This is a genomic window from Nocardiopsis sp. NPDC055824 (assembly GCF_053616335.1).
The window spans coordinates 2,605-22,686 of the sequence record NZ_JBSHDN010000007.1; the positions used below are offsets into that span (position 1 = coordinate 2,605).

The following is a 20,082-nucleotide window of genomic DNA, read 5'->3' on the forward strand; positions in this document are numbered from 1 at the left end:
GCCCCGCCCGTAGGGGGGCGGGGCGCGGTGGTGTGCCGACACGTCTGCCCCGCGCGCGGAGCCGGAATCCCCCGGGCGTGCCGGTGGGAGGCCGTGCTCAGCCACCGCCGTCCGCGCGATCCCCCTCGGCCGCGTCCGGCGCCGCACGGATGCGCGCGACGCGGGCGGCGCGAACCCGCAGGTCAAGGGCGTGTCCTACGGCGCCGCGACCTCGGTGGAGGCCGCCACGATGACGTCGTCGAGCAGCTTGCGGGAGCGCTGCAGGTCCCCGATCATCCGGTCGATGCGGTCGCGCTCCACCATCAGGTCAGCCACCAGGGTGCCGTCCGGCTCCGCCGGGCCGCCGTCGACGTCGCGCATGCACGGCAGCAGGGTCGCGATCTTGGCACTGCACAGCCCCGCCGCGAACAGCTCCTGGATGCGCTCCACCCGGTCCTGCGCGGACTCGGCGTACTCGCGCTGACCGCCCGGTGTGCGCTCGGAGGACAGCAGGCCCTGCTGCTCGTAGTAGCGCAGCGACCGTGTGCTCACACCGCTGCGCCGCGCCAATTCACCGATCCGCATGGCCCAACTCACACTCCCCGCACTTGAAGTTGACATTGGCGTCAACTCCTACGGTAGCGGCATGGACACCACATCCGGAACCTCTCCGCTGCTCACCCCCGCCCGCCTGGCCGGCATCGACCTGCCCAACCGCCTCGTCATCGCCCCGATGACCCGCAACCGGGCCGAGCCCTCGGGCGCCGCGAGCGCTCTCATGGCCGAGTACTACGCCCAGCGCGCCTCGGCGGGCCTCGTCATCGCGGAGGCCTCCACCCCGAACGCGGTCGGCCAGACCTATCCGAACATCGCCGCCCTGCACCGCCCCGAGCACGTCGAGGGCTGGCGGGCGGTCACCCGCCGTGTGGCGGAGGCGGGCGGGCGCATGTTCCTCCAGATCCAGCACGGGGGCCGCGTCGGCCACCCCGCCACCAGCGGGCTGACGCCGGTGGCGCCCTCCCCCGTGGCCCTGCCCGACACGATCCACACACCCGGCGGCCGTCAGCCGGCCGTGACGCCCCGGGAGATGGACCGGGCCGACATCGACGGGACCGTCGCCGACTTCGCCGCCGCGGCCCGCCGGGCCGTGGACGCGGGCTTCCTCGGGGTGGAGGTCCACGCCGCCAACGGCTACCTCCTCCACCAGTTCCTGGCTCCCACCACCAACCGGCGCCAGGACGCCTACGGCGGCGCCCCGCGGAACCGGATGCGGTTCGTGCTGGAGGTCGTCGGGGCCGTCGTCGACGAGATCGGCCCCGACCGGGTCGGTGTGCGCGTCTCCCCGGGCAACACCAGCAACGGCATCGCCGAGACCGCCGACGACATCGCGGCCCTGTACCCCGGGCTGACCGAGCGCCTGGACGCCCTGGGCCCCGCCTACCTGCACGTGGCCTTCGCCGACCCCGACAGCCGGGTCTGGAAGGAGATCCGCTCCCGCTGGTCGCGGACCCTGGTCGGCAACCCGGTCCTGCCCGCCGAGGGGATCCCCGCCGACGGGGGCCGGGCCGCGGGAGAGCGGATGCTGGAGGCCGGGGCCGACCTGGTCGCCCTGGGGCGCCCCTTCCTGGCCAACCCCGACCTCGTCGAGCGCATCCGTACCGGTGCTCCGGTCAACCCGGTGCGCGACAAGTACCTGATGTACGTGGGGGGCGCCACCGGCTACACCGACTACCCCGCCGCGGCCCTCTGAGCCCGGCGGCGGGCACCGCGCGGCGGGCCGCCCCGGAGCAGCCGTTCCCCGCCCCGGGCACGGAGGGGGCGGCCGGGGCCGGGCCTTGCCGGAGGCGCCGGTCAGACGCGGGTGCGGCAGCGGTCCAGGAACCTGCGCAGCACCTCGTTGAAGCGGTCGGGGCGCTCCAGGTTGGGCAGGTGCCCCGCGCCCTCGATGATCTCCACGACGGAGTCGGGGATCAGCACGTGCATGGACTCGGTGAAGTCCGGCGGCGTGAACCGGTCGTGCTGGCCCGCCATGAGCAGTGTCGGCGCCGAGACGCGCCGGAGCAGGGGGGTGTAGTCGGGGCGCTGGGCGCGTCCGTACTGGGCTGCCGCCGCACCCTCGGGCGGGGCGGCGTACATCATGGCGCGCACGTGGTCGGCCACCGCGGGCAGGTCGCGCACGTTGTCGGCGGTCATCATGCCGACGAGCATCTCGTCGGTGTAGCCCCGCATCCCCTCCCCCCGCAGCCGCTCGGCCATCGCGACCCGGGAGGCCCTGCCCGTGTCGGTCTCGGCGCGCGGATTGGTGGCGGCCAGGGTGAGGGAGTCGACCCGGTCGGGGAAGAGCCGGTAGAACTCCAGGGCGACCTGCCCTCCCATGGACAGTCCCACCACGCCCGCCACGTCCAGGCCGAGGTGGTCCAGGAGCGCGGCGAGGTCGCGGGCGAACGCGCTCATGGAGGTCGTCCCCGGGACGACGGTGCTGCGGCCGTACCCTCGCAGGTCCGGAACCACCACCCGGTATCCGCGCCCGGCGAACGCCTTGACCTGCGGTGCCCACATCGTCCGGTCGAAGGGGTGGCCGTGGATGAAGAGGACGGGGTACCCGGCTCCGCGATCGGTGTAACTCACGTCGATCCCGCTCACGGAGGCGGTGTCCGGGGCGTCACTGTTCGCGGTGTTCGTCGTCTCGTGTGCCACAAGAACCGATGCTATTCATCCGTGCAAGGCGCCGTTCCACCGGGATGGCCATGGGAGCGCGCCCAGTCGGTCGGGACCGCACCGCTTCCGGGAACGGGCCCCGCGCACGCGCGTGCGCGCTGCGGATGCGCCTCTTCCGGGACCACCTCATCGCACGCGCGTGCGCGCCCCGGCGGAGGCCGCGGCGCGGTGCGGCCCCCGCCGGAGGCGAGCGGGCCGCAGGCGGTCCCTCCGCACCTGCGGCCCCTCGCGCGCCGTGACCCGCCGTCCTCGGGCACGGTGCGCCGTGGCGGACGGGGCCGTCCGCCACGGGCGCCGGAGCGCGGAGCGCCCGGCTACAGGGGGAGACGCCCCCGGACGCCGTCGGGTTCGGCCCCGGTCGCGCCCCGTCTCACCCGGCCTCTCCCCGACGCGTCAGAGGACCCGTCCCGGCGGACTCCCCCGTGGCGGCGCCGTCCTCCTGGCGCCCGGGGGCCCCGCCCCGTGGGGAGTGGGCCCCTGCCCGCTTCCGGCCCAGGACGAGGGCCGCGGCCAGGTAGGGGGTGGCGAAGAGGGCGAAGGCGAGGGCGTGGCCGGTCAGTGCGAAGACCGCCGCGTACAACAGGTAGGAGGCGCCGGTGAAGGCTTCGGAGCCGAGTCCGGCGAGCGAGGTGACCGTGGCCCGGCCGGCCCCGGTGATGCGCTCCTGGAGTCGGGCGTCGGCGACCACGTTCGCGGTCTGGCACACGCCGAACCCCGCGCCGATCAGCATCCAGCCGGGGAGGCTGCCGAGCAGGGCGCCGGTCGCGATGGCGACCGCCGCCAGGCCGAGCAGGACGGCGAGGAGCCGGACGGGCAGCCGGGACGCCGGCCCGGCGAGCAGGCCGCCCGCGGTGATGAACACCCACACCACCAGGACCACGAGGGGGATGTCGGCCGTGGGGACGCCGGCCTCGTCCGCGAGCAGGGGGACGTACTCCTCCAGCATGTCCCAGAAGGCCGTGACCACGACGACGAGCACGATCGCGCCCCGGACGCCCCGGCTCGCGCGAGCCTCGGCCAGGCCCGCGCGCATGGTGGCGAGGTAGCCGGCGGGCTCGTCCCCGGAGCCGGGGCCGGCGGCCCGCCGGTGCTCGGGCAGCGCCAGTGCGGCCGCGGAGCACAGCACGCAGGCGGCCACGCTCGCCGCCCCGATGGCCGCGTAGCCGCCGTGTTCCATCACGGGGACCGCCAGCAGGGTGGAGGCGCCGACCGCGGCCACCCCCAGGGCACGGGTCACGCCCATGACCCGGGCGTAGCGGTCGGCCGCGCCGCGGTGTCCGAGTTCGGTGTAGACCAGGGCCTCGAAGGCGCCGGAGGAGAGGGCTCCGCCCGCGCCCCACAGCACGAAGCCCAGGGCGAACGCCCAGTAGCCGGGCAGCAGGAGCCACAGGGCGAAGCCCGCGGCCGCGAACAGGGGTGCGGCGGCCAGCAGGTAGCGGCGGGGCACCACGTCGGCCCAGGCGCCGGCGGGGACCGACACGACGACGGAGGTCAGGGACCAGAGCACGAACAGCGAACTGATCTGGGCGACCGTCAGCCCGGTCTCGTCGAAGAGGATCGCGTACAGGGGGTAGAGGAGGACGAACTCCTCCAGGACCGCGTACGCGTACAGGGGCCGGGTCAGACGGGAGGTACGCGCGCCGGGGGCGCGCGGTGGCAGGGTGGTCATGAAGGTCTTTCGGTCGAGCGGAACGAGGACACCGGGGGCGTGTTCGCCCGGTGGTCCGCGTGCTCGGTCCGAAGACCGGTTCGGAACTTAACATCGCTCGTGCATGGCACCAGGATAGGCGGTCGGCGCCGCCGGGGGCCAGTGCTCCGGGGCACCGGCCCCGCCTCCCCCGCCCGTGGACCCGGCGCGGTTCCGCGGGCCCCGGCGCGGCTCAGGCGGAGTGCACCTCGTGGGCCCAGGCCCGCAGGCCGGCGGCGAACCCCTCCCGCTCGGCGGGCGTGAGCCGCTCGAACGCCCGCAGCAGGGGCCGGGCCCGTCTGCTCGCGAACGCGCGCATGAGGTCCCGGTACTCCTCGGCCAGGGACAGCAGGACGCGCCGACGGTTGGCGGGGTCCTGCCGCCGCACCACGAGGCCCACCCTGGACAGGTCGCCGACCAGCTCGCTGGTGGTGGGCAGCCCCACCTCCAGGCGGGTGGCGAGCTCGCCCACGCTGAGCTCCTGGCCGTGGGTGAGCTGGGTGAGGACCGACCCGTGCCGGGCGGTCAGGCGGTTCTCCTGGAACAGCCGCCGGAGCTCGTCGGGCATCTCGGAGTGGGCGCGGCGGTAGAACGTCTCCAGCAGGGGCACGAACCGCAGGGCGCCCTCGAGCAGTTCGCGATCCGGCATCTCGGTGTCGTCCCCGACCGCGTCCTGGCTCATGGGCCGATGCTACCGATCCCCGGGGGCCGGTCCGCCCGCAGGCGGGCGGACCGGCGCGGGTCGGAGCGGAGGGTCCTCAGTAGGCCACACCGACGGCCCGCCGCACGGTCGCGGGGTCGTCCAGGACGCGCAGGAGGGCGTGCGCCAGGTCCGCGCGGCCGATCCTGTACCCGGAGGGCACGTTCCCGCCGACCACGAGCCGGTACCCCCCGGTGCCGGGGTCGTCGGTCAACCGGGGCGGGCGGACCACGGTCCACGCCGCGCCGCCGGCGGACAGGGCCGCCTCCATCCGCTCCAGGTCCCGGTAGGCGTCCCGGAAGACCAGGCCGACCAGGGGCGAGAGCACGAAGCGGTGGAACGGCGAACTCCCCTGCGGGTGCGGCCCGACGGGGGCGGCGCTCACCGCGACCAGGCGTGTGTCCGGCCGGTCCGCGAGCGCGGCCAGGACCGCGCCGGTCCAGACGGTGGCCGGCGATCCGCCCTTGGCCGTGGCGGCGAGGCCCGAGACGACGGCGTCCGTCCGCCCGAGCAGTGCGCGCAGCGCCCCGGGGTCGGGGACCGGCATCCGGACCACGTCCAGGCGGTCGTGGACGAGGGGCATCCGTGCCGGGTCGCGCACCAGCGCGGTGACCCGGTGCCCTGCGGCCAGGGCCTGTGCCACCACCTGGCGGCCGGTGCCCCCGGTGGCTCCCAGGACGGTGATGCGGGCGGTGCTCTCGTCGGCCATGACCGTTTCACTCCCCGGGAAAAGAACAGTTCGTTTTCACGAATCATATCCCCGGTGACGCCGGGACCGACGGCGCCGCCGGGGTTTGCGCGTTCGGGCTGTTCAGCTCCGTACGCCCGGCCCGGCCTGCCCCGGGTGGACGAGGTACTCCTTCCGGTTCAACGGGTCCCCCTCGGTGCGGGCCCGGCGCGGAGGGGCCGGGCCCGCACAGGAGGGAGATCAGGCGTCGCCGTTGAGCACGGCGGCGGTCAGGACGCTGCCGGCGACGCCCCAGCCGCCGTCGGCGACCTCGTCGATCAGCACGACGGTGGTGGCACGGGCCCGCTCGCCGTAGATCTCCGCGTACAGGTCGGTGGTGCGCTCGACGAGCTTCTTCTTGTCCTCGGCGGTGACGGTGCCCGCGGGGACCTTGAAGTTGGCGAAAGGCATGGGTGTTCCTCCTTGAGTGGACTCTCCCGCGATGCGGAAGCACGTGTCCGAGAACGTGTGGCCATGGCGCCGTTCCCGGCCGGTACCGGCGCGGGGGCGGCAGTCAGCCGATGCCGATCCGGTGGCAGGACTCCGCGCGGAGCGGTCGGCAGCCATGTCCTCCAGGATGCTCGGCTCCGCCCGGTGGAACCAGGGGATCCCATCCCCTGTGCCGGCGGCCCGGCCGGACGCAGAATGGACGGCATGGGATCTGTGAACTACACCGAGCTGGGAGCCTTCCTGCGCTCGCGGCGTGAGCGCATCCGTCCGGTCGACGTAGGGCTTCCCCACGGGCTCCGCCGCCGGGTGCCCGGGCTGCGCCGCGACGAGGTCGCCCAGCTCGCCGGCGCATCGGTGGACTACTACAACGAACTCGAACGCGGCGCCGGATCCCAGCCCTCCGTGCAGATGATCGCCGCGCTGGCGAGGGCCCTGCGCCTGACCGCCGATGAGCGCGACTACCTCTACCACCTGGCCGACCGCCCGGTGCCCGCGCACGGCGGACCGGCTTCGCACGTCCACCCCGGCATGCTCGACCTGCTCGTCCGTCTGACATCGACACCCGCGCAGGTCATCACCGACCTGCATGTCACCCTCCTGCAGAACCCGCTGGCGATGGCGCTGCTCGGGGACCACTCGGGCCTTCGCGGCGCTCGGGCCAGCTTCGTCCACCGGTGGTTCACCGACCCCGACGCCCGGCGGATGTATCCCGAAGCCGACCACGGGGGCCAGTCCCGGGCCTTCGTCGCCGACCTGCGGGCAGCCGCCGCCAGAAGAGATGCCAAGGACACCGAGGCCCGCTCGATGATCAGCTCGCTGATCGGCGCCTCCTCCGAGTTCGCCGCCCTGTGGGCCGAGCACGACGTGGCCTTCCGGCGCGACGACCGCAAACGCCTCAACCACCCAGAGCTCGGCCTGATCGAGGTCAACTGCCTCCACCTGTTCAGCGAGGACGGCCGACAGCGGCTGCTCTGGTTCACCCCCGCGGTCGGCACCGACAGCGCCGACCTCCTCGACCTGCTCGCAGTCCTCGGCACCCAGGAAGTCACCGGACCGTCGCTCTGAGAGCCTCCCGTCCGCAGTGTCGGTGGTCGGCTTCGGGGCCCCGTCGGAACGACCCCGCTTCGAGCGGGCGGCGCGTATCGACGCGGTCCCGCTGTTCCTGGCCGGGATCGTTCCGCGTCCTCGCCCCCCGGGCGGGCCCGGCGGGAAAACCGCCGAGCGCCTTCATCCGCCCGGCCCGGACCGCCGCAGGTGGAGGAGGTACTCCTCCCGGTTCAACGGGTTCCCGTCGGTGCGGGCCCGGCGCGGAGGGGCGCCGGCCACCGGCCGCACCCGGGAGCGGCGGCTCAGCAGGAACCCCTCGCCCCGCGTCAGGCCGGGCAGCGCCGTCCGGAACCCGTGGACCGCGCGGGCGGGCAGCTCCCCCCTCAGCTCCCACGCGCCGCCTCCCGGACGGGACTCGTGCACGTGGCCGCCGACGGCGCCCAGGGCGGCCAGGACCGCGCTCAACGTGTCGGCGGGGACCTCCAGCTCGCAGGCGTGCACGGGCTCCATCACCCGTGTGCCCGCGCGGTGCAGCGCCCGCATGAGCACCATCGGGGTCAGGCAGCGGAAGTCCCGCGCCGTGCTGGTCGGGGCCACGAACCCGCTGCGGACCAGGGTCACCACGCAGTCGGTGACCTGCCATCCGTACAGGCCCTGGGACAGGGTGTCGTGGACCGTCTCCGCCACCGCCCGGTCGAACGACGGCAGCAGGGCGCCGAGCTCCACCTCCCTGCGGAACACGACGCCGCTCCCCTCCTCCCCCGGCTCCACCCGCAGGCCCACCGTGGCGGTGAACCCGTCCGCGGGCTGGGAGCCGACCGTCTCGACGGCCTCGCCCACGCCGGCGGGGCGCTCGACGTGCACGATGGTGCTGCGGTCGAACACGGCACGCACGCCGAAGTCGTCGGCCAGGGTCGCTGCGACCACCTCCTTCTGCACCTCCCCGTACAGCAGGACCGAGACGCCGTGGCCGGGCACGGTGCGCACACCGATCAGCGGGTCCTGCTCGGCGAGCGCCGTCAGGGCGGCGTGCAGGCGCGGTCCCTCGCCCTCGTGCTCCGGACGGGCGACCGCCTCCAGGGAGGGGCGCGCGAAGCGGGGCCCGGGGCCGCAGGGGGCGGGAGGGCCGAGCCGGTCCCCCACACGCAGGCCCGGCAGCCCCCGGACGCGGCCGATGTGGCCCGCCGTCAGCGCACGCGTGCGGACGCCCTCGGCGCCCACGACCTCCAGGCGGGTGACGCGGCCGCTGTGCGAGGACTCCGGGCCGTCGGAGGCCCTCGAGGTGTCGCGGTGGAGCACGACGCGGTCGCGCTCGGCCAGGCGGCCCGACCGCAGCCGCACGTAGCCGGTCTTCTCCCCCGAGGCCGAGCGTTCGACGGAGAACACCGTGCCCCGCGGTTCGGGGTCGGCGGTCCCCGGTTCCGGGGCGGTGGCGGGGAACAGGCAGGTGAGGGCGCGGACCAGCGCGGGGGCGCCCGCGCCGGTGACGGCCGAGCCGAACAGCACGGGGTGGACCAGCCCCCGCGCGACCTGGGCCGCGAGCATCCTGTCCAGTTCGTGCGCCGGCGGGGCCGGGAGGCCGTCGACCAGGCGTGCCAGCAGGTCGTCGTCGTGCGCCGCCAGGACCTCGGCCAGCGCCTCCCCCGTGGCCGGGTCGTCCCGGTCCGGGGGCAGCGTGCGGGCGCCGGGCGTGCCCGCGCTGCGCACGCGGTTGAGCGCGACCGCGTCCGGGGAGAGCAGCCGACGCACGTCCGCGAGCACTCCGTCGGGGCGGGCGCCCCGACGGTCGGTCTTGTTGACGAACAGCGCCACGGGCAGCCCCGCCTCCCGCAGGGTGCGCATCAGCACGCGGGTGTGGGCCTGGACGCCCTCGACCGCGGACAGGACGAGTACCGCGCCGTCGAGCACGGTCAGGGCGCGTTCGACCTCGGCCACGAAGTCGGTGTGGCCGGGGGTGTCGACGAGGTTGATCTGGACGGGGCCGGCCCGGAAGGAGGCGACGGCCGTGCGCACGGTGATGCCGCGCTCGCGTTCGATGCGGCCGGAGTCGGTGCGGGTGTCCCCGGCGTCGACGCTGCCGAGCCGGTCGAGGGCGCCCGCGTCGAACAGCAGGCGCTCGGTGAGGCTGGTCTTACCCGCGTCGACGTGCGCGACGATGCCGATGTTCAGGGCGGTCGGAAGAGATGACAAGAGCGGAGGTGTCCTCGGGGATTCGTGTCCGGTTGCAGGGCTCGAAAACTCCGTAGGACCGGCGCATCCCGTTGTTCCTCTCCTCGGCTGTCGGTCGGCGGTCCGATTCTGGCCCCGTCCCGGGTGCCGCACAACTCGTTTTCCCGTGTGGGGACGCCGTCGACGAGCGGTGAACCGGGTGACGGGTGCTCCGCCGGCGGCTTTCGGAGCGAAGGCGCCCCGCTCTCCCCCGGTGTCCGCCGCCGCTGCCAAGGGTCGCGATCGTTGTCCGACAGGATCCGCTCGGCTCCTCCGGCTTGACGCATGCCGATATGGGAATATGATTGTCCCATGGCACGAGCAGCGACGACGTCGGACGTCTTCAACGCGATCGCCGAGCCGCAGCGCCGGGAGATCCTGGCACTGCTGCGGACGGGTGAGCGTTCGGTGACCGAGTTGGCCCAGGAGCTGGGGATGACCCAGCCGGGAGCGTCCAAACACCTGCGGGTGCTCCGGGAGGTCGGGCTGGTGCGGGACCGCAGGGCGGGGAAGCAGCGCCTGTACGGTCTCGACGCCGGCGGGCTGCGGCCCGTCCACGAGTGGACCGGCGGGTTCGAGCGGTTCTGGAACGAGAGCTTCGACCGGCTGGACGCCTACGTGCAGGACCTGAAGCAGACAAGGGAAGCGGAGTAGCCGATGAGCGCGACAGAACAAGGAACGCCGACGAGGTCGGCGACAGCCGACCGCGAGATCGTCGTCTCCCGGACCATCGACGCCCCGCCCGAGCTGGTGTTCGAGGCGTTCACCGACGTGCGGCACCTGTCGCGGTGGTGGGGGCCGGAGGGGTTCACCACCACCACGCGGGCGTTCGAGTTCCGCGTCGGCGGGGTGTGGGACTTCGTGATGCACGGACCGGACGGGACGGACTACCAGGAGTGGATCACCTGGACCGAGCTCGCCCCGCCGGAACGGATCGCGATGCTCCACGGTGAGACCCGCGACGACCCGAACGCCTTCGAGTCGGTCCTCACGTTCGAGCCCGACGGTGCGGCGACCCGGATCGAGATGCGCACGGTGTTCCCCACCAGGGAGCTGCGCGACGAGGCGGCCGAGAAGTACCACGCGGTCGAGAGCGGCCGGCAGACCCTGGGCAACCTTGCCGCCTACGTCACCGAGACCGTCCGGAAGCGGTGACTGCCCCGGCCCCGGCGGCAGGCCGCCGGGGCCGGCCGTCCGCGGAGGGCCGGCCCCGGTCCCCCTCCGCGGACGGAGGCGTGTGCGCGGCGGGGATCCGGGGCGCGGGAGGAGTCGGGCGAGGAGGGCCGAAAAAGGGGTGTTCAATTCGACTCGGGGCTATTCTTTTATTTCCAGTTGAATTGCGGATTTGATTCTGATTTGGCGGCCTGTTTTTACAGTTCGATTGAACGAACTATACGAAAGCAGGGGGATGCGGGTCGTGGCATCGGCGTTCTCCCGGGGCATCTTGGTCCTCGGAGCTCTCCGTCACCCGATGGTCACCCGCGCGGGTTCAACGTTCACCGGGCGGTGGTTGGGACGTTCCGCTTTCCGTGGCCGGATAGAGCACGGTCCCCGTCCGCCCCGACCGGGGCCGGGCGCTCCACGAACTCCAGGAGACCGTGCATGCCGGGAACTCCCCGCACCCCCGCCCCCGCTCCTTCCCCCACCCCCCTGACCGCGGTGCCCGCGCCGACCGCCCCGCCGGCGAGCGCCGCCCCCGTCTCCGCCTCCCTCGCGGAAGAGGCCGCCCGCGCCACCCGCCGCCAGCTCCTGGTGGGCGGCGCCGCCACCCTGGGAGCCGTCGCCCTGGCCTCCAGCTGGGCCCCCGAGGCACACGCCGACGCCGCCCCCCGGCCCGGACGGGTGGCCGAACCCTTCACCCTCGGCGTCGCCTCCGGAGAACCCCTCCACAACGGCGTCGTCCTGTGGACCCGCCTGGCGCCCGACCCCCTGGCGGAGAACGGGCTCGGCGGCATGCCCGACCGGCGGGTCGAGGTCGAGTGGCAGGTCTCCCAGGACGAGAACTTCCGCCGCATCACCACCTCCGGCACCGTCGGGACCGGCCCCCGCGCAGCCCACTCCGTCCACGTGGAGGTCCAGGGGCTGCGGCCCGGAACCCCCTACTACTACCGGTTCCGCCACGGCAACGAGATCAGTCCCGTGGGCCGGACCCTGACCACGCCGGCGCCCAACGCGCGGACGGACCGCTTCGCGTTCGCGTTCGCCAGCTGCCAGAGCTACACCAGCGGCCACTTCACCGCCCAGGAGCACCTGGCCAGGGAGGACCTGGACCTGGTCGTGTTCCTGGGCGACTACATCTACGAGACCGGTGAGGCCGGGGGCGCCGGGCGCCCCCACGTGCCCGCCCGGGAGGTCCAGACCCTGGCCGAGTACCGCGTCCGGCACGCCCAGTACAAGGCCGACGCGGGCCTCCAGGCGGCCCACGCCGCCTTCCCGTGGGCGGTGGTCTTCGACGACCACGAACTGGAGAACAACTGGGCCGACGAGACCCCGTACGGCGGCGAGCCCTCGGAGGCCTTCCTCCAGCGCAGGGCCGACGCGCTCAAGGCCTACTACGAGCACATGCCGCTGCGCCGCTCCCAGATCCCCGCCGGGCCGGACATGCACCTCTACCGCAAGCTGTCCTTCGGCAACCTCGTGGACGTGCACCTGCTCGACACCCGCCAGTACCGGGACGTGCAGGTGGCGGACTCCGAGCGCGGCGACCCCTCGCGCACCCTGCTCGGCGCGGACCAGCGGGCGTGGCTGCTGAACGGGCTGTCCTCCTCGCGGGCCCGCTGGAACGTGCTGGCGCAGCAGGTGTTCTTCTCCCAGCGCGACTTCGCCGCCGGCGCGGCCACCGACTTCAGCGACGACGCCTGGGACAACTACCGGGTCGAGCGGGACACCGTCCGCGACGCGCTGGCCCGTGTGCGCAACCCGGTCGTGATCACCGGGGACGTGCACGCCAACTACGTGTGCGACGTGAAGGCGGACTTCGACGACCCGGGCTCGGCGACGGTCGCCACGGAACTGGTGGGCACCTCGTTCACCAGCGGAGGGGACGGCGCGGAGCAGAACCCGGGCGACGCGGTGCAGCTGAGGGAGAACCCGCACATCCGGTTCGTCAACCGCAGACGCGGCTACGTCCGCAACGTCGTGACCCCCACCGGGTGGACGGCCGACTACAGGACGCTCGACTACGTGACCGACCCCGGCGCGCCCATCACCGACCGGGCCCGGTTCGTCATCGACGACGGCGTCCCGGGCGTGCGCCCCCAGGCCTGACCGGCCCCCGGCTGCCGGAGGCGGGGGCAGCCCGCCTCTCCCGTCTCCGGGCCGGGACCCCGGGGGCGGTCGGCGCGCCGCCCGCACTCCGCCCCGTCGGACGAACGCCCGGCCGGAGTTCTCCGGCCGGGCGTTGCGCGTGTCTGCCCGAGGGGCCACGGTGGGACGGCCCGGGGCCTCCTGCGGTCGGGGCGGCAGACGCTGTTCCGACACGGGTGTCAGGGCGGCCCGGGGTTGAAGACGGAGCGCGTGCCGACCCTGCGCCAGACGACGTGCGCCTTCCCGGGGAAACGCCCGTCCCCGTACTCCCACGTGGCGCGCCCGTCAGGCGCCCAGGTCGTCTCGTAGACCCCCGGAGCGCCCTGCACGCCCTTGACCCGCAGACCTGGTCGGAACCGTCCCTGCTCCACGTCGGGTGCGAACTCGGTGGTGACCACCTTGCGGAACCGCTCGACCTGCTGAGGTGTCAGCTTCTTGAAGTCGGCCCGGAACCGGGGGGTGGTGGCGAACGTGGCCAGTGCTCTCAGCGCTCCTCTTCGAGGGCGTCGAACATCGACTCCGCGTCCTCGAACTCCTCGGTTCGGCCCTCGGTGATCTGCTCACTGGCCTCCCGCTCGCCCCGCTGCCATTCGGGGTCCCAGAACCACGCTTGGTCGGTCGGCACGGCGGTCATGCCCCTAAGGGTGACCTGACCGCTCTCCGTGATGGCGAACTCGACCTCGTCCCCCTCCCGGATGTGGAGGGCCTCCGCCACCTCACGGGGCAGTGTGACCTGGTTCTTGCGACGCATCACCGCGCGTCGGCGTCTCGACTTCGTCTCGCTCATCGGTTGGGCCTTCCTGGTGGTCATGCGCTGGGCTTCCCTTCCCGAGGCATGGCTACAGCATGGGTCAGAAAGTCAGACAGTTCAACTTTCCTACCGCGGTCCAGGAAGGACGACAGCACCTGTGAACCGGGCAGGGCCAGGAGTCCGGCGTGGCCCGGTCGCCTGTGCGCTCCCCATCGGGGCCGGGACGCCGGGGGCGGTCGGTGCCCCGGTGCGCCGACCGGAGACGGTAAATACTTCACCTGCATCCACCCGCGGGCCAGGCCAGCGGCGCCTCAAGGAAAAAGTTCTTTTATTTCCACTCTCCGCGATTCTTCAAGGGGAGGGAATCGGGTGTTTTCCTTCCAGGCATACATGGAGTTGAGTGTTGCCTGGTGGCGCGCTTCCGGGTCTATAATCAGAAGCAGGCCGAGCGCGCGCCCCAGGACGACTCGAGGTCCGCAGGCGGTGGCGCTGGAAGTGCGAGAAGACGCGCACCGGTCTCTCGCGGTGGAAGTCCTCGACAGGCCCGCCGTGATTCCCGGAGGATCCGGATGCGGACCCGGGACACAAGGAATGGTGAAGGCAGCGCCGAGGCCCATGGGCGCGTGACCGCGACCGGTGTCGCGAGGTCCGGCCCGGGGTGCCATCGGTCGCGTACACGCCCGATGGAAGCGTCTGCGCCGCCCTCGGGAGACGAGATCGAGGGAAGCCTCCGCTCGTTCGGAGGGTCGTCCTGCGAACGCGAATTCACGAGAGAGGAAGACTGTCTCATTTCTTGCGGGAAAGAGGCGGTTCCTCGCATCCTTCCTTGTCTTCATTTATATCTCCGGACACCGGGACTTCGTGCTCATGGAGGCCGCGGGAAAATTGACAGGAAAAAGGCGTTCTCCGTCAAGGGTGTGAACTTTCCTGAGGAGAACCCGTCTGGGGCGCCCGGTCGCGGCACGGTGGTTCTGTGTTCTCCGGAGTACTGCAGCACGGGGCTTCAACAACCTCGCCGGAAGAAAAGAGGAACGACATGATTGGGCTCAAGCAAGGCGACAGCGGGGAGAAGGTGGCGTACCTGCAGGAACTGCTCATCGCAGCGGGCCACCTGGACAAGAACCCCGGCGCCGACGGCGAGTACGGGACCGAGACCACCGAAGCGGTCCGCAAGGCCAGGGCGGCGCAGGGATCGACCAAGCCCGGGACGCCGATCACCGGGACCGCCGGCGGGCAGGTCATGAAGGAGTTCGTGGAGAAGGTGGCGGGGGTGAAGTAGCCCGCGCCCGCTCCACAAGGCCATGACGCCATGGCCGGCCCCTCGCGACGGACACGCCGCGGGGGGCTCCCCTGCGAGCGGGCCGGGGCGGTGCGCGGTCCGGTTCAGGCGGCGGTCCCCACGCCCATCTCCTCGCGCAGGCGCTCCAGGGTCGTCCGCAGGAGGCGGGAGATGTGCATCTGGGAGTAGCCCAGACGCTCGGCGATCTCGGCCTGTGTGTGGTCGTGGAAGTAGCGCAGCATGAGGATGTCGCGTTCGCGCTCGGACAGGCGTGCCAGGGCCGGTTTGAGGGCCTCGCGGTCCACCACCAGGTCCAGGAGCCGGTCCTCGCAGCCCAGGTGCTCCTCCAGCGAGGGGGAGTCGTCCCCGTCCGCGTCCGGGTTGTCGGGGGCGTCCAGCGACAGGGCCCGGTAGAGGTCGGAGACCTGGCGAACCTCGTCCAGCTGCTCGCGGGTCATCCCGAGCTTGTGCCCGAGTTCGTCACCGGTGGGCGTGCGCCCCAGTTCCTGCGTCATCTCCTGCCGGGCCTGGTGCAGGCGGATCCGGTTCTCCTGGGCAGACCTGGGCACCCGCACGGCCCAGGTGTGGTCGCGGAAGTGGCGCTTGACCTCGCCGATCGCGGTCGGCATCAGATAGCCGAGGAACGGCGCCCCCCGGTCGGGGTCGAAGCCGCGGATGGCCTTGCACAGCCCCACCATCGCCGTCTGGTACAGGTCCTCCACCGGTTCCCCGCGGCCCCCGTAGCGGTGCGCGATCCGCTTCATGGCCGGCGCGTAGTGGGACACGACCCGCTCCTGGAGCTCGTGTGCTCCGGGACCGCCCGGGCCCAGGGCCTTGAGCTGTCTGAGGAGGGCTTCGCCCGGGTCCCGTTCGCCCGGTCCCGGCCGTCGCGGCGCCGGGATCATCGGACCTCGTGCGGCGGGAGCGTCGACCGGAAGCGCGTCGGTGTCGGTGACGGACAAGAGAGACCCCCTGAAAGCCGGCCTGTGCGTTGCTGCCGCAACGGCAGGGCACGGCCCTCGAAGGCACGTGCCACTGTCATCCTTCCCTCACGAAGGAGACTAAAAGGCCCAGAGAGAACTTTGGGGAACTCTTGCTACCACAGAGCGACAAACAAGACATTTAGTACAGGCATGTGTGGAGTGCTCAGCGGCCGACGCACCCGGGGCACTCCCCCGCGCCCGCGGGGGCATGTCGGCGGCTTCCCGTTTCCGGCGGCGGCGTCGCGCGCTCTGCCTCGGGAGCCGCGGCGCGAACGCGCGCCGACGGGGACCCGTGAAGAACCGGTGCGACCCTCCCCTCGTCTCTCCGGACGCGAAAACACCAGGACGCCCCGGTGCCGGACCCGTACCATGCCCGGTGGTCGCCCTGCGGCGGCCACCGGTCCTGCGCACCGTGCCAGGACGCGAACACACGAGCAGTCGGGGGAAGACGTCCGATGGCACCATCCGGTATCGCCTCCGTGGTGGGCGAGCACTACGCACTGGAGGGGGCGGACCTCGTCCCGGTCGGCGGCGGCGCGGACCTGAACGCCTCGCTGTGGCGGGCCACCGACGCGCGCGGGCGCCGCTTCGCCGTCAAGTGGAGCAGCGGGGGCTCCCCCGCGGGGCTCGTACTGCCCGCCGCGCTCAACGCGGTCCGGCCGGGAAGCGCTCCGGAGCCGCTGCCCGCACGCACCGGAGCCCTGTGGGTCGACACCGGCGGCGCACGCCTGTCGGTCATGGACTGGGTCGAGGGCACGAGCGCCCTCGAAACGCCCCCGGGGCCGGCCGGATGGCGCGAGCTGGGTCAGATCCTGGCCGCCCTGCACGGGGTGCCGCTCGGGGACGAGGCGCTGGAGCGGGTCCCGCGCGAGGACTTCGACCCCGGCCGGTGGGCCGGGCTGTTCGAACGCGTCGACACCGCGCTCGACGCCGGACCCGCCGAGGGGATCGGGCGGCGACTGGCAGAGCTGTGGTCCGGGAACCGCGCGGCACTGCGCGAGGTCCACCGGCGCACGATCGACCTGGCCGCACGCCTCCGGGAGCGGGACGGCCTCCCCGGCTTCGCCGCCTGCCACGCCGACCCGCACCTGGGCAACCTCGTCATCGCCACCGACGGGCGCCCGGTCCTCATCGACTTCGACGACGCGGTCCTCGCCCCGCGCGAACGCGACCTGATGTTCGTCCTCGGGGGCGGTGTCCTGGCGGACCGGGCCGCCACCGAGGAGCAGCAGGGCCTGTTCCTCGACGGGTACGGGCACCACCGGGTCGACGCCGAACTGCTCGCCTACTACCGGGGCCTGCGCGTGCTGGAGGACGCCTCCGAACTCGCGGGGGTCGTCATCGACCCCGCCTGCGGCGAGGAGGAGCGCCGCGAGGCCTTCGGCCACGTCCGCGGCGTCTTCTCCCCGACGGGTCTGCTCGCCCAGGCGCTGTCCGAATAGGGGCTGACGGGATCGCCCCTGGTCGCACCCCTGCAGGAGGCATGGGGAGCGCCACGGGCGGGTAGCCGGGTGGGCACGGGCGAGGACCCCGGCGGAGGGACCTCCCCGCCGGGGTCCGGAAGGCGCCGCAGGCCGCGCCCACCGATCCCGGGAGACCACCGGCCCAATCGAAGGAGCAGCGTTCATGAAGATCCTCATCGTCCTGACCTCGCACGAGGAGCTCGGTGACACCGGACGCAAGACGGGCTTCTGGCTGGAGGAACTGGCAGCCCCGTACTACCGCTTCAAGGACGCCGGCGCCGAGCTGGTGCTCGCCTCCCCCCGGGGCGGGCGTCCGCCGCTGGACCCCAAGAGCAACGAGCCCGACGCCCGGACCGACCAGACCCGGCGCTTCGAGTCCGACACCGAGGCCATGGCCGCCCTGGAGAGCACGGTGCGCCTCGACTCGGTCTCGGCCGCCGAGTTCGACACGGTCTTCTACCCCGGCGGACACGGTCCGCTGTGGGACCTCGCCGAGGACGAGCACTCCGTCCGGCTCATCGAGACCACCCTGCGGGCGGGCAGACCGCTCGCCCTGGTCTGCCACGCGCCGGGGGCCCTGCGCCACGTCACCGGAGAGGACGGCAACCCGCTGGTCCGGGGCAGGAGGGTCACGGGGTTCACGAACTCGGAGGAGGCCGCCGTCGGGCTGACCGAGGTGGTCCCGTTCCTGGTCGAGGACCAGCTCGAGGAACTCGGCGGCGTCTTCTCCAAGGTCGGGGACTGGGAGCCGTACGTCGTCCGCGACGGCCTGCTGCTCACCGGTCAGAACCCCGCGTCCTCGGCTCCCGCGGCCGAGGCCCTGCTCGATCTGGTCGCCGAGGTGGACGGCGAACGCGCATGAGCGCACACGCCGTGACGAACACGGCCCGGAGGGCCGGCCCCGGGTCCCGTCCGCGGGGCCGGCCCTCCGGCGCGCCCACCCGGATCAGGGCTACCCGCCCCCGAGGAGGGAGAGGAGCAGCTGCGCCAGGGCCACGAGCCAGCCCGCCGCGCCGAAGACCATCCCGGCCACCGCTACGCGGTGCGCCGCCACCGCCGACCGGTGCGCCTGCTCGGCCTGCTCGCGTTCGGCACGGGCGCGCTGTTCCTGGAGCTCCACGTAGGCGTCCAGGCTCTTGGAGATGCTCTCCAGGAGAACGAGGTGGTGGTCCTCGGTGGGGGCGGCACGGTACCTGGCCAGGCTGCGGGTGAGGTCCCTGCGTTCCCCGGTGGGTCCACCGGGCCCGCCCGGCGGCGCCCCGGCCGGTCCGGGCGGCCGCCTGACCAGGGACGCGAGCCGGGAGAACAGGCCCCTGCTCCGGGGCGGTCCGGTGGGGAGCGGGGGGTGTTGGTGCTCGCCGTCGTGTCGGCGGTAGGGACGTTCGACGGGCGGACCATAGGCAGGGGCATGGACCGGAGGCCGCCCCGGCATCGGGACCTCCACGGGCGTCAGGGGGCCGCCGAGGAGGTCCAGGACGTGGGCGGCGTGCGCGACCACGGCGGGATCGTGGCGCGGATGGGGAGTGGCGTCCATGCGACCACTCAAGCAGGTCGCTGGAGGAGGCGGAAGCGATTGCCCGAAGCGCGTGCGGGCCTCAGCCGGTCTCCGGTTCCTGTTCTCCCCGTCGGGTGCCGCCGGACAGCACCGCCGTGCGGAAGGCACGCGTGCCCAGGGCCGCCGCCCCGGCCGCACACGCCCCGGCGCCCCACAGGAGCAGGAGGACGGACACCGGGTGCGCCCGCGCGAGGACGCCGATCACCGGGTTGGCCACCAGGAGCGGCAGCCACTGGGCGAGGGTCAGCACCGCGTGGGCCCGCCCCACGGCTCCGCTCGGGCAGGCGGCCATGAACAGCGGCCCGACGTGGGTGGAGAAGACACCGGTGCCCAGCCCCACGAGTGAGGACACCAGGCAGAACGCCACCGGTCCCGGAGCGAAGGCGGCGACCGCGATCCCCGCTCCCGCGGTGACCATCCCCAGCGCGGCGGGCGGTGCCACGCCACAGGACCAGGGCGGTCGGACCGGCCATGCCGACCCCGAAGGCCCCGGTGAGCAGCACGACCGCGCGCAGCAGCGGTGTGCCGAACACGGTCGACAGCCCCTCCCCGACCTGGCGGTTCAGGCCCGGTCCGGCGTCGGCGGACGCCGGGAACCGTGTCCGGGAGCCGACGAGGCGCAGTACCGCGAGCATCACCAGGTAGCCCAGGGCCCCGGCCCCGTAGGTGGCGGGCAGCCCCAGGAAGGTGATCGCCGCGCCTCCCAGCGGAGGCCCGCACAGCACCGCGCCCTGGAGGACGATCTGCCGGGCCGCCAGGGCGCGGCCCATGGCCTCGGAGGGGACCAGCAGTTCGGGGACCGACGCCGAGGCCGGGATGTTGACCGCGTCGACCGTGCCCAGGGCCAGAGCGGTCGCGACCATGGCGGCCGGCCCCGGATCGACGACGGACATGGCCAGTGCGCCCACGGCCGCCAGCGCGCCCAGGACCGCGTTCGCGGCCACCATGACGGGCAGCGCCCCGACACGGTCGCTGAGCGCGCCCCCGTGCAGGGTCAGCAGTACGCGGGGGACGATCTGCGCCGTGAGAACGGCCGCGGCGGCGCCGGGACCGATCAGGGCCGCGTGCCACACGAGCCCGAAGACGAGTATCTGCGTGCCGAGCGCCGTCGCTCCTGCTCCGGTCAGCCAGACCCGGTAGAGACGCGGGGGTCTGTGTTCGCTCCGAGCCATCGGGGCGGCCTCCGGTGCCTGTCGGTGGGGGTTTTCGGCACCGGGAACGCTAGCGCG

At 73.4% G+C, this 20,082-nt stretch carries 20 protein-coding genes and 1 pseudogene; 8 read left to right on the plus strand and 13 right to left on the minus strand.

From position 1 onward, the window contains the following. Positions 1-195 precede the first annotated feature (195 nt). Complete coding sequence (locus tag ACWGL3_RS03295; protein WP_267950029.1) at positions 196-564, minus strand: MerR family transcriptional regulator; 369 nt, start codon at positions 562-564, stop codon at positions 196-198. Between the two features lie 61 nt (positions 565-625). Here ACWGL3_RS03295 and ACWGL3_RS03300 point away from each other — a divergent pair, with 61 nt between their 5' ends. Then, positions 626-1,729 (plus strand): alkene reductase, encoded by a 1,104-nt coding sequence (locus tag ACWGL3_RS03300; protein WP_267950030.1) that lies wholly within the window; start codon positions 626-628, stop codon positions 1,727-1,729. A 101-nt stretch (positions 1,730-1,830) separates the two neighbouring features. Here ACWGL3_RS03300 and ACWGL3_RS03305 read toward each other — a convergent pair whose 3' ends face one another. From ACWGL3_RS03305 to ACWGL3_RS03325, 5 genes are all read right to left on the minus strand, one after another. Next, positions 1,831-2,676: an alpha/beta fold hydrolase gene (locus tag ACWGL3_RS03305; RefSeq protein WP_267950031.1), complete on the minus strand. Its 846-nt coding sequence runs from the start codon at positions 2,674-2,676 to the stop codon at positions 1,831-1,833. Positions 2,677-3,067: 391 nt separating this feature from the next. After that, on the minus strand, positions 3,068-4,366 hold the full coding sequence (locus ACWGL3_RS03310; protein WP_267950032.1) for an MFS transporter: 1,299 nt from the start codon (positions 4,364-4,366) through the stop codon (positions 3,068-3,070). 211 nt (positions 4,367-4,577) lie between these two features. After that, positions 4,578-5,066 (minus strand): MarR family winged helix-turn-helix transcriptional regulator, encoded by a 489-nt coding sequence (locus ACWGL3_RS03315; RefSeq protein WP_267950033.1) that lies wholly within the window; start codon positions 5,064-5,066, stop codon positions 4,578-4,580. A 76-nt stretch (positions 5,067-5,142) separates the two neighbouring features. Next, complete coding sequence (locus ACWGL3_RS03320; RefSeq protein WP_267950034.1) at positions 5,143-5,793, minus strand: NAD(P)-dependent oxidoreductase; 651 nt, start codon at positions 5,791-5,793, stop codon at positions 5,143-5,145. Positions 5,794-6,012: 219 nt separating this feature from the next. Continuing rightward, positions 6,013-6,222, minus strand: a complete 210-nt coding sequence (locus ACWGL3_RS03325) for a 4-oxalocrotonate tautomerase family protein (protein ID WP_267950035.1) — start codon at positions 6,220-6,222, stop codon at positions 6,013-6,015. A 243-nt stretch (positions 6,223-6,465) separates the two neighbouring features. On the opposite strand from ACWGL3_RS03325, the gene ACWGL3_RS03330 reads away from it, so the two are divergent. Beyond that, positions 6,466-7,326 (plus strand): helix-turn-helix transcriptional regulator, encoded by an 861-nt coding sequence (locus tag ACWGL3_RS03330; RefSeq protein ID WP_267950036.1) that lies wholly within the window; start codon positions 6,466-6,468, stop codon positions 7,324-7,326. 162 nt (positions 7,327-7,488) lie between these two features. Here ACWGL3_RS03330 and ACWGL3_RS03335 read toward each other — a convergent pair whose 3' ends face one another. Then, entirely contained in the window at positions 7,489-9,498 is a 2,010-nt protein-coding gene (locus ACWGL3_RS03335; protein WP_452460755.1) for a GTP-binding protein, read from the minus strand. Positions 9,499-9,828: 330 nt separating this feature from the next. On the opposite strand from ACWGL3_RS03335, the gene ACWGL3_RS03340 reads away from it, so the two are divergent. From ACWGL3_RS03340 to ACWGL3_RS03350, 3 genes are all read left to right on the plus strand, one after another. Next, on the plus strand, positions 9,829-10,170 hold the full coding sequence (locus ACWGL3_RS03340; protein ID WP_267950037.1) for an ArsR/SmtB family transcription factor: 342 nt from the start codon (positions 9,829-9,831) through the stop codon (positions 10,168-10,170). Positions 10,171-10,173: 3 nt separating this feature from the next. After that, a complete protein-coding gene (locus ACWGL3_RS03345) occupies positions 10,174-10,671 on the plus strand; it encodes an SRPBCC family protein (RefSeq protein WP_267950038.1) in 498 nt (165 codons plus the stop codon). A 447-nt stretch (positions 10,672-11,118) separates the two neighbouring features. Continuing rightward, positions 11,119-12,783 carry an alkaline phosphatase D family protein gene (locus ACWGL3_RS03350; protein WP_267950039.1) on the plus strand — a complete coding sequence of 555 codons (1,665 nt, stop codon included), beginning with the start codon at positions 11,119-11,121 and terminating at the stop codon, positions 12,781-12,783. 218 nt (positions 12,784-13,001) lie between these two features. Here ACWGL3_RS03350 and ACWGL3_RS03355 read toward each other — a convergent pair whose 3' ends face one another. Both ACWGL3_RS03355 and ACWGL3_RS03360 read right to left on the minus strand, forming a co-directional pair. Then, a complete protein-coding gene (locus ACWGL3_RS03355; RefSeq protein ID WP_452460756.1) occupies positions 13,002-13,220 on the minus strand; it encodes a hypothetical protein in 219 nt (72 codons plus the stop codon). Between the two features lie 86 nt (positions 13,221-13,306). Continuing rightward, positions 13,307-13,573: an AbrB/MazE/SpoVT family DNA-binding domain-containing protein gene (locus ACWGL3_RS03360; protein WP_452460774.1), complete on the minus strand. Its 267-nt coding sequence runs from the start codon at positions 13,571-13,573 to the stop codon at positions 13,307-13,309. 1,036 nt (positions 13,574-14,609) lie between these two features. Here ACWGL3_RS03360 and ACWGL3_RS03365 point away from each other — a divergent pair. Beyond that, positions 14,610-14,852 (plus strand): peptidoglycan-binding domain-containing protein, encoded by a 243-nt coding sequence (locus tag ACWGL3_RS03365; RefSeq protein WP_267950040.1) that lies wholly within the window; start codon positions 14,610-14,612, stop codon positions 14,850-14,852. A 104-nt stretch (positions 14,853-14,956) separates the two neighbouring features. Here ACWGL3_RS03365 and ACWGL3_RS03370 read toward each other — a convergent pair whose 3' ends face one another. After that, the gene (locus tag ACWGL3_RS03370) at positions 14,957-15,757 is read right to left on the minus strand and encodes a SigB/SigF/SigG family RNA polymerase sigma factor (protein WP_267950382.1); all 801 of its coding nucleotides are present in this window, start codon (positions 15,755-15,757) and stop codon (positions 14,957-14,959) included. Between the two features lie 533 nt (positions 15,758-16,290). On the opposite strand from ACWGL3_RS03370, the gene ACWGL3_RS03375 reads away from it, so the two are divergent. Beyond that, positions 16,291-17,277: a phosphotransferase enzyme family protein gene (locus tag ACWGL3_RS03375; protein ID WP_452460757.1), complete on the plus strand. Its 987-nt coding sequence runs from the start codon at positions 16,291-16,293 to the stop codon at positions 17,275-17,277. 184 nt (positions 17,278-17,461) lie between these two features. Then, positions 17,462-18,160 carry a type 1 glutamine amidotransferase domain-containing protein gene (locus ACWGL3_RS03380; RefSeq protein WP_452460758.1) on the plus strand — a complete coding sequence of 233 codons (699 nt, stop codon included), beginning with the start codon at positions 17,462-17,464 and terminating at the stop codon, positions 18,158-18,160. A gap of 90 nt (positions 18,161-18,250) precedes the next feature. On the opposite strand, the gene ACWGL3_RS03385 is transcribed toward ACWGL3_RS03380, so the two are convergent. From ACWGL3_RS03385 to ACWGL3_RS03395, 3 genes and pseudogenes are all read right to left on the minus strand, one after another. Next, entirely contained in the window at positions 18,251-18,832 is a 582-nt protein-coding gene (locus tag ACWGL3_RS03385) for a hypothetical protein (protein WP_267950043.1), read from the minus strand. A gap of 61 nt (positions 18,833-18,893) precedes the next feature. Then, positions 18,894-19,295, minus strand: a complete 402-nt coding sequence (locus ACWGL3_RS03390) for a hypothetical protein (protein WP_452460776.1) — start codon at positions 19,293-19,295, stop codon at positions 18,894-18,896. Positions 19,296-19,380: 85 nt separating this feature from the next. Continuing rightward, positions 19,381-20,025 (minus strand): annotated as a pseudogene (locus tag ACWGL3_RS03395) (MFS transporter); the annotation flags it as partial. Between the last annotated feature and the right edge of the window lie 57 nt (positions 20,026-20,082).

Excerpts from the sequence above, each read along its gene's own strand:
- ACWGL3_RS03295 (WP_267950029.1), bottom strand. The coding sequence starts at position 564 with ATGCGGATCGGTGAATTGGCGCGGCGCAGCGGTGTGAGCACACGGTCG.
- ACWGL3_RS03300 (WP_267950030.1), top strand. The coding sequence starts at position 626 with ATGGACACCACATCCGGAACCTCTCCGCTGCTCACCCCCGCCCGCCTG.
- ACWGL3_RS03310 (WP_267950032.1), bottom strand. The coding sequence starts at position 4,366 with ATGACCACCCTGCCACCGCGCGCCCCCGGCGCGCGTACCTCCCGTCTG.
- ACWGL3_RS03315 (WP_267950033.1), bottom strand. The coding sequence starts at position 5,066 with ATGAGCCAGGACGCGGTCGGGGACGACACCGAGATGCCGGATCGCGAA.
- ACWGL3_RS03320 (WP_267950034.1), bottom strand. The coding sequence starts at position 5,793 with ATGGCCGACGAGAGCACCGCCCGCATCACCGTCCTGGGAGCCACCGGG.
- ACWGL3_RS03325 (WP_267950035.1), bottom strand. The coding sequence starts at position 6,222 with ATGCCTTTCGCCAACTTCAAGGTCCCCGCGGGCACCGTCACCGCCGAG.
- ACWGL3_RS03330 (WP_267950036.1), top strand. The coding sequence starts at position 6,466 with ATGGGATCTGTGAACTACACCGAGCTGGGAGCCTTCCTGCGCTCGCGG.
- ACWGL3_RS03340 (WP_267950037.1), top strand. The coding sequence starts at position 9,829 with ATGGCACGAGCAGCGACGACGTCGGACGTCTTCAACGCGATCGCCGAG.
- ACWGL3_RS03345 (WP_267950038.1), top strand. The coding sequence starts at position 10,174 with ATGAGCGCGACAGAACAAGGAACGCCGACGAGGTCGGCGACAGCCGAC.
- ACWGL3_RS03350 (WP_267950039.1), top strand. The coding sequence starts at position 11,119 with ATGCCGGGAACTCCCCGCACCCCCGCCCCCGCTCCTTCCCCCACCCCC.
- ACWGL3_RS03360 (WP_452460774.1), bottom strand. The coding sequence starts at position 13,573 with ATGCGTCGCAAGAACCAGGTCACACTGCCCCGTGAGGTGGCGGAGGCC.
- ACWGL3_RS03365 (WP_267950040.1), top strand. The coding sequence starts at position 14,610 with ATGATTGGGCTCAAGCAAGGCGACAGCGGGGAGAAGGTGGCGTACCTG.
- ACWGL3_RS03370 (WP_267950382.1), bottom strand. The coding sequence starts at position 15,757 with ATGATCCCGGCGCCGCGACGGCCGGGACCGGGCGAACGGGACCCGGGC.
- ACWGL3_RS03375 (WP_452460757.1), top strand. The coding sequence starts at position 16,291 with ATGGCACCATCCGGTATCGCCTCCGTGGTGGGCGAGCACTACGCACTG.
- ACWGL3_RS03380 (WP_452460758.1), top strand. The coding sequence starts at position 17,462 with ATGAAGATCCTCATCGTCCTGACCTCGCACGAGGAGCTCGGTGACACC.
- ACWGL3_RS03385 (WP_267950043.1), bottom strand. The coding sequence starts at position 18,832 with ATGGACGCCACTCCCCATCCGCGCCACGATCCCGCCGTGGTCGCGCAC.